General features: G+C 68.1%; 1 protein-coding gene. It reads left to right on the top strand.

Annotated features, from left to right (window positions below; translation table 11 throughout):
* Positions 1-162 precede the first annotated feature (162 nt).
* The gene (locus tag D7V97_RS00370) at positions 163-6,492 is read left to right on the top strand and encodes an RHS repeat-associated core domain-containing protein (RefSeq protein WP_233582421.1); all 6,330 of its coding nucleotides are present in this window, start codon (positions 163-165) and stop codon (positions 6,490-6,492) included.
* Positions 6,493-7,025: the final 533 nt, after the last annotated feature.

Raw genomic sequence — 7,025 nt, 5'->3', positions numbered from 1 at the left:
GCGGTACTCCACCCCACCCTTCGCCCGGAAGACGTACTCCCGGCCGGCCCCCACGCCTTCCGGGCGAAGGGTGGGGTGGAGTACCGCCACGGGCGGCTCGATAGCTCAAGCTTCCCCGTGAAGTATCGCCTCACGTCGACCGTGGCTCCGACGGGGCACAGGGTGTTGCTGCGTTATGGCGACGCCACGGTGGAAGGCGCGCTGACGCGGGTGTTTGACGAGGCGAGTGGGCGGCTGCTCGCGTTGGGCTACCAGCGCGAGGCGGGCCGCCTGCGGATGCGCACGGTGGAGTTGCACCACGCCGCCTCCGCGGACGCCACCTCCACCACCTTCCTGGGGGTCTGCCTCCAGTACGGCTACGACACCCAGCAGCGGTTGTCGTCCGTGTCGCGCTACGACGGTGCCTGCGGAAGCGGGAGCCCACTGCGGACGGAGTCCTACGCGTACGTGGAGGGTAGCTCGGAAGTGGGGCGGACGCGGCTGTCCCGGTACACGGGGCCCACCGGCGAGGTGACGCGCTACACCTACTACGGCAGCACGGAGTCGATGCCCGGGGAGGACGACTTCCTGCTGCTGATGAACAAGGACGAGCGGGTGAAGGAAGTGGTGGAGGTGCTGGAGCACCTGCCGGTCAGGGAGGCCACCACCACGTTCACCTATAGCATCGCGCCGGAAGCGCGCACCGTCCTGGGGCAATCCCTCACCACGTATGGGACGACGGTGAAGGGGCCACGGGCCGAGGTTCCCACGTCCCTCTACCGCATGGTTTCCACGGGGGCGGTGGTGGAGACGGAGAAGCCCCTGTCCATGGGAGTCGTGGCGCATACCGGCGCGCTTTGGGACGCGGTCCACCGTGTGCGGGAGACGGTGGAGGACGAGCGCGGGCGGGTGACGCACTTCACCTACGACGCGCGGGGCAACCTTGTCGCGCGTCGCATCGAGGGGACGGCGCTCCCGGCCTTGGGCACGGCGGCAGCCACGCTGCCCGTCAGCGATGCGCAAGGACAGCCGGTTGCGGAGGTGGTGGAGAAGTGGGGCTATGAGGCGGGCTTCAACGCGCTGGTGTGCAACGTGGATGCGGAGGGCTACGCGACCGTCTCCCGGGTGGACTCCACGGGGGATGCGCCCGAGGACGTCCTTCCGCTGGGGACCGGCCGGTTGCTGGAGACCCGTCGCTACGCGAGCCGGGTGCCGCGCCAGGTGTTGATTTCCACAGCGACGTGCGAGGAGGCCGTGGCCTCGCTGCCGGAGTCTCCGCAGGACGTCGTGCAAAGCTGGCGCTACTGCGGCGTCGAAGGGGCGGCGTGCCCGCCGCTGGCCGTCACCGGAGACTGGGTGGAAACCGTAGGGGCGGACGGGCACAGGGAGCAGGCCACCGCCTATGATGCCGATGGCCAGTTGCAATCCAAGACGCTTCAGGTGGGCGCCACGTCCACGGTGGCGGTGCAGTCCGTGTACGACGCCCGGGGAAGGCTGCTGGATGAGCAGGATGGGCTGGGCCGCCACCGGACCCAGGAGTGGGACGGGTTGGACCGGGTGAAGAGAGAGGAGCGGATGAACCTCCATGGGCAGGGGCTGGTGCGCACGGCGGAGTACTACGCCGGTGGACAGCTCAAGCACGAAGTCCTGGGCAATGACTTCATTCGGGAGCACATGCTGGACGCGGCGGGGCGTCGGGCGAGCACGGTGGAGTCGGGGGGCGGCCTCTCCGAGCCGCTGGAGACCGGTTTCGGCTATGACGACGCGGGCAATCCCACCTCGGTGATCGACCGGCGGGGTGTCCGCACGGTCACGGCGTATGACTTCGCGGACAGGCCCGTGGAGGTGACGGTTTCCGTGGCGGACGGGCCTCGTTTCCTCTCCCAGGGCGGAAGCCCCGACGAGGTGGGCCGGAGCTATACCGTCTCAAGCACCACCTACGATGCCGCGGGCAACAAGGTGGGGGACTCGGACGTGTCGGGTTTCGAGCGGACGTACCATCTGGATTCGCTCTACCGCGTCGTGGAGGAACTCAGCCCCCAGGTGCCGGGCGCGAGCGAAGCGGCGTCGCCGCTGCGCTACTCGCGGACGTCCGCGTATGAGCTGACGGGCCGCCGGGTGCGCCAGGTGGATGGGAACAGCCACGCCCAGACGGTGGAGTATGACTTGCTTGGGCGTGCCGTCGTCCAGACCGATGCCGCCGGCAGGGTGGAGCGGCGACGCTACGACGGGCGGGGCAATGTGACGGAGGTGCGCTGGGAGGCGGGGGGCGTCCAGCACCGGATGCAGAGCACGGCGTATGACGGCCTGAGCCGCGTGCTCTCCGTGACCGAGCGGGTGGCGACGGAGGCGGCAGAGACTGTCTACACGACGCAGACCGTCTACAACGACGTGGGGCATGTCGAGTGGACGCGCGATGCGCGCGGCTTCCTCCAGGCCAGGTACCTGGATGGACTGGGGCGCGTCTTCAAGGTGGTGGAGGATGCGGCCTCCGGGCCGCTGTCTCGCCAGCCAGATGACGTGCGGGTGGGGCCCGCGCTCGGGTTGGCAAGCACCGTGGAGTACGACAGGTACGGCCAGGAGGCGGCGCGTGTCGATGCGCTGGGGCGGCGGACCGAGACGGTGCACGACGCCCTGGGTCGGCTGCTGGAAGTGCACCGCCCCATGGGTGTTTCAGAGGCCCAGGGCCATGACGGCGAGGGGCACGTCATCCAGTCCGTGGATGGGCGAGGCGTGGAGCGGCGCTTCACCCATGACCCACTGGGGCGCCCGCGAGATGAAGTGCTGGTGGAGAGCCTGTCCCAAGCAGGCCAGACGCTGACGGTGAGTCGGCGCACGTACGTGGATGTTCCGAACGCGGAGGCCCTGACGCGCGAGGAGGTGCGGGACGCGCGGGCGAGCCTCACCGTGAGCTACCGGGATGGGCTCCGGCGAGAAGTCCGCCGGGTGGATGCGCAAGGGCATGTCTCAAAGGCCTGGTTTGACGCCCTCTTCAAGCGCGCGGAGACGGACGCGAAGAGTCAGCTCACGCGCTTCACCTACGACGGGGTGGGCCGCCTGCTGAGCCAGTCCGAGTACAAGCAGGGGGCCAGCACGCCGGCCTACACCCAGAGCTGGGAGTACACGGACGCGAGCCGTGTGCAGACGCACTGGGACAGGCGCGGAGTGCCCACCGTGCTTCAGCAGGACGGACTGGGGCGGAAGGTGCGCACCGTGCGGGGCCAGGGGCTGGAGGTGGCGGAGGAGTCCTGGGAGCACGATGCCGAGGGGCAGGTCGTACGTGTCGTGGATGCGAACAGCCACGAGACGGTGCGTCTCCATGACGGCGCCGGCCGCCTGGTGGAAGAAACGCAGGGGGCGGAAGACGTGGAAGCCGCCACGACCACCTTCCAGTATGACGCCGCGGGGCAACTGACGCAGTTGAAGGGGCCGCGAGTGACGGGCGTGGCCTTCGACGTGCGCTACACCTACGACGATCTGGGCCGGCGGGTGCGGGAGGAGGACGCGCTGGGGCACGTCACGGCCTGGGCCCATGACGCCGTGGGTAACAAGGTGTGCGCGAAGCAGCCCCTGGGGCAGCCCACGCTGGCGCACGGTGGGGCAGGCGGGCTGACGCTGGCGCAGGTAGAGGCGTATGCCTGCGCGGGCGCATACGTGACGCGCTTCGCGTACGAGGAAGAAAGCAAGCTGGTGTCCGTCACGGATGCCGCGGACGGACTCCATTCCTACGTCTACGACGCCGCGCGCAACCTGGTGGCGAAGCAGGACGCGAACGGGAGCCTCACCACCTTCGAGTACGAAGCGCGCAACCTGCGCACGGCCGAGCACCAGCACCTGGATGCCCATGCGAGGTTGACCGCGGCCCAGCGGGCGCAGGTGCCCTTGTACGAAGGCGGCGCGACGCCCTCGGGCGACACGGGCACTCTCACCTGGCGGTACACGTATGATGTCAATGGGAACCCAGACTCCGTGGTGGACCCCAAGGGGCAACGGACGGGCTATGTCCATGGCCTGTTCGATCGCCTGGAGGCACGTGTCTATTCGCAGCATGCGACTCCGCGAGAGTTGCCGTCGGTGGACGTGGATGGATTCAGTCATGATGGCAATGGCAATCTCATGCGAGATGCCCAGCTCAAGCAGGCGGTCGGGAGGGCGATAGGGGAGGCAACTGCATACACCTATGACGCGCTCAACCGGGCGAAGACGCGGCTGCGGGAGCACGATGGGAAGCAGCTCGCCTTCGAGTACGATGCCATGGGGCATCGCACGAGCGTGACGGACTCGGATGGTGTTGCGACCACCTATGGGTACGACGCGTTGGGGCGGCTGACGCATGCGACGCTTCCGGCCGGAGTGGTGCTGTACCGCTATTGGCCGGATTCGCTCCCCAAGGGGGTGACATGGCCGAACGGGGTTGTGGAAGGCCGTTGTTACGATGCCGCGGGACGCCTCACCCAACTGGTCGTCGCCCATGGCACGGTGAGCGATGCCTGCCAAGCGGGGGGCCCCATTCTCAGTCGCTATGCGTACACCTACGACGCCAACGGGAACCGGTTGACGCAGGTGGAGGCGCGCACGGCCCCCGCGACGCAGGTGCTGGGGGCCGACGAGGTGACGTCGTACGGGTATGACGTCCTGGGCCGCCTCACGGGGGTCGCCTCTCCTGAGGGCCATACCTCGCTGTACCGGTTGGATGCCGTGGGCAACCGCACGGGCGAGCGGCAGGCGCCGAGTGGGGTGGTGGGGAGCCTCGGCCCCGAGGCCTATGCCACGGTGCCGTCCGGGGCGCTTACGCGAGATGTCACCGCCACCTTCAACCGGGCGGATTGGCTGCGCGGGCTTGAGGACGCGAAGGACGCCACGCGCGATGCGGTGCTGGGTTACGACCTCGTCGGGAACCTGGTGGAGAAGGGGACGCAGAGCGGCACGCGCACCCTGGCCTGGGACATCCGCAACACGCTGACCGCCGTCTACGACAACGGGCAGGAGGTGGGGCGGTACGACTACGACATCAACCTCCAGCGGACGAAGCGACACACGGCCACGGAGAACGTGGAGTACGTGCTGGACGAGGACTTCGTGCTGCAGGAGGCGGATGGAGCCCAGTCCACGCATCCGACGAAGCGGCGCTACCACTACGGCGAAGGCCCGCTGGCTGTCAGCGAGGTGGGCTCCACCGCCACGACGAGCTTCCTGGGGACAGATGCGCTGGGCAGCGTGTCGGACGCCACGTCCGCCGCCGGTGGCGTGGTGGCCGCCCGGCAGTACGACGCATGGGGCACCCCCCGGAGCGGCACAGCGCCCGCGGCCGGTGATTTCAAGCTGGGCTACACCGGGCACCAGTACGACGTGGAGACAGGCCTCACCTACGCGCGGGCCCGGTACTACGACAGCGAGCTGGGGCGGTTCATCAGCCGGGACTCGTACGAGGGCGCGCTGGAGGATGCGCCGAGTCTGCACCGGTACATGTACGCGGCGAACAACCCGCTGCGGTACACGGACTTCAGCGGGCGCTGCTTCTGGGACGACAAGTGCCTTGATTACATCAATGAGGACTGGACCGACGCGCTGGTGACGCTGGGCATCCGAGAGGCTCCGGTGGACCCACGTGAAGCGCAGGCGCTCTATCGTTCAGAGGTGGAGCGGCTCCCCGTCCAGCAGCCCCGGCTCAAAGAGTATGTGGCAGTGGAGAGCCGCGTGAGTCCAGGGACGCTCAAGGAGTTCAAGGGCGAGGCCGAGCGCTTCCACGAATGGCGAAAGCAGAAGGAGCAGCTCCAACTCCGGGGGGCGGCGCTGGCGGCGGGCGTAGCCTTGACGTTGGCGGTACCGGCGGCGGCTCCGCTGCTGGTGGAGACGGCTGGGGTGTCCGCCACGGGGGCGGGGTGGTTTGTGTTCGCGGGAGGGACCGCGAGCGGAATCGCCACCGAATACGGGATGACGGGGCAGGTGACGCCGGAAGGCGTTCTCTTGTCTGGAGGGACTTCAACGCTCTCTGCATGGGGGGCCACGAGGAGCCTGCGCCCGCTTGAGGAGGCGGCGAGTGCACGGGCAGCACTTCTGGCGGATGATGCCGCGAGGGCCGAACTTGCCAGGGAAGCCCTCGATGGACCTGCAAGCGCGGTCCAGGGACATGCCGCAAAGGGGGCGGCACGAGGTGCCCCAGAACTGGGCGGATTTGCTCGCGGAGTTGGAGCAGACGAGATCAGCGCGATCAACAGTTCCTTCGGCGGCTCGGTGCTGATGACGGGGCACCCGAGTTCGGCACTTGCGGCTGCGACACAATATGACGGCTTCTACGAGAAGTCCGCGGCCGTCATCAGAGAAGTCGCTGGCCGGCACATGTTCGACAACGGGAACAAGCGGACTGCGAACGCCGTCTACGATCTGCTGCGGAGCCGCAACGAGATCACGACGGGCGTTTCCCAGAGTGAGGTTCGGCGAATCATCAACAGTGTGGCCACTGGCGAGATGTCGGAGGTCTCCGACATCGCCAGGGCGCTCCGGGGGTTCTGATGTCGACTCAGTCGTATCGGCGTTTGGTCACCAAGGTTTTCGAGAGACTTGGCATGCAGCCCCCTGCGGATGACTGGCACGGTGTCGATCCAGTATTTCCTCTCCTTGAGCGCATGCGCGAGGAAGGGGCCGTTGTAGTCATGAAGCTGGATGGGGAAAGGCGTGGGCCGGATGACAATGGCCCCTACACCGTAGTCGTCTCAGGTTCCCCCTTGGCCGGTAGCTACCTGAAGGCCGAGATGCATTCCCTCGAGGAGGCGCTGAGCAAGGTGATCCTCGAGTACGCCGTGAGGTGCTGGGGGGCGTAGTTCCTCGGTACAACTTCGGGTGACCGAGCAGGGCCCCCGGGATGGCACAACCTTCTCCTTGTGCCCCACCCTCCTGCTCCCAGGGGCTCAGGCGGCCTCTCCGGGCCCAGGGGTGTGCTCCAGCGCCCAGGTCCTGGTGAGCGTCCGCCGGGGCACGTGCAGGGTCTGGGCAATCTGCCTCCAGCTCCGGCCGGCGGCGCGGAGCGCGGCCACGGCCTGGAGAGC

The organism is Corallococcus sp. CA053C (assembly GCF_003611675.1).
GTDB lineage: Bacteria > Myxococcota > Myxococcia > Myxococcales > Myxococcaceae > Corallococcus.
The sequence above is the reverse complement of the archived record's forward strand: the minus strand, read 5'-3'. Positions and strand labels throughout refer to the sequence as shown.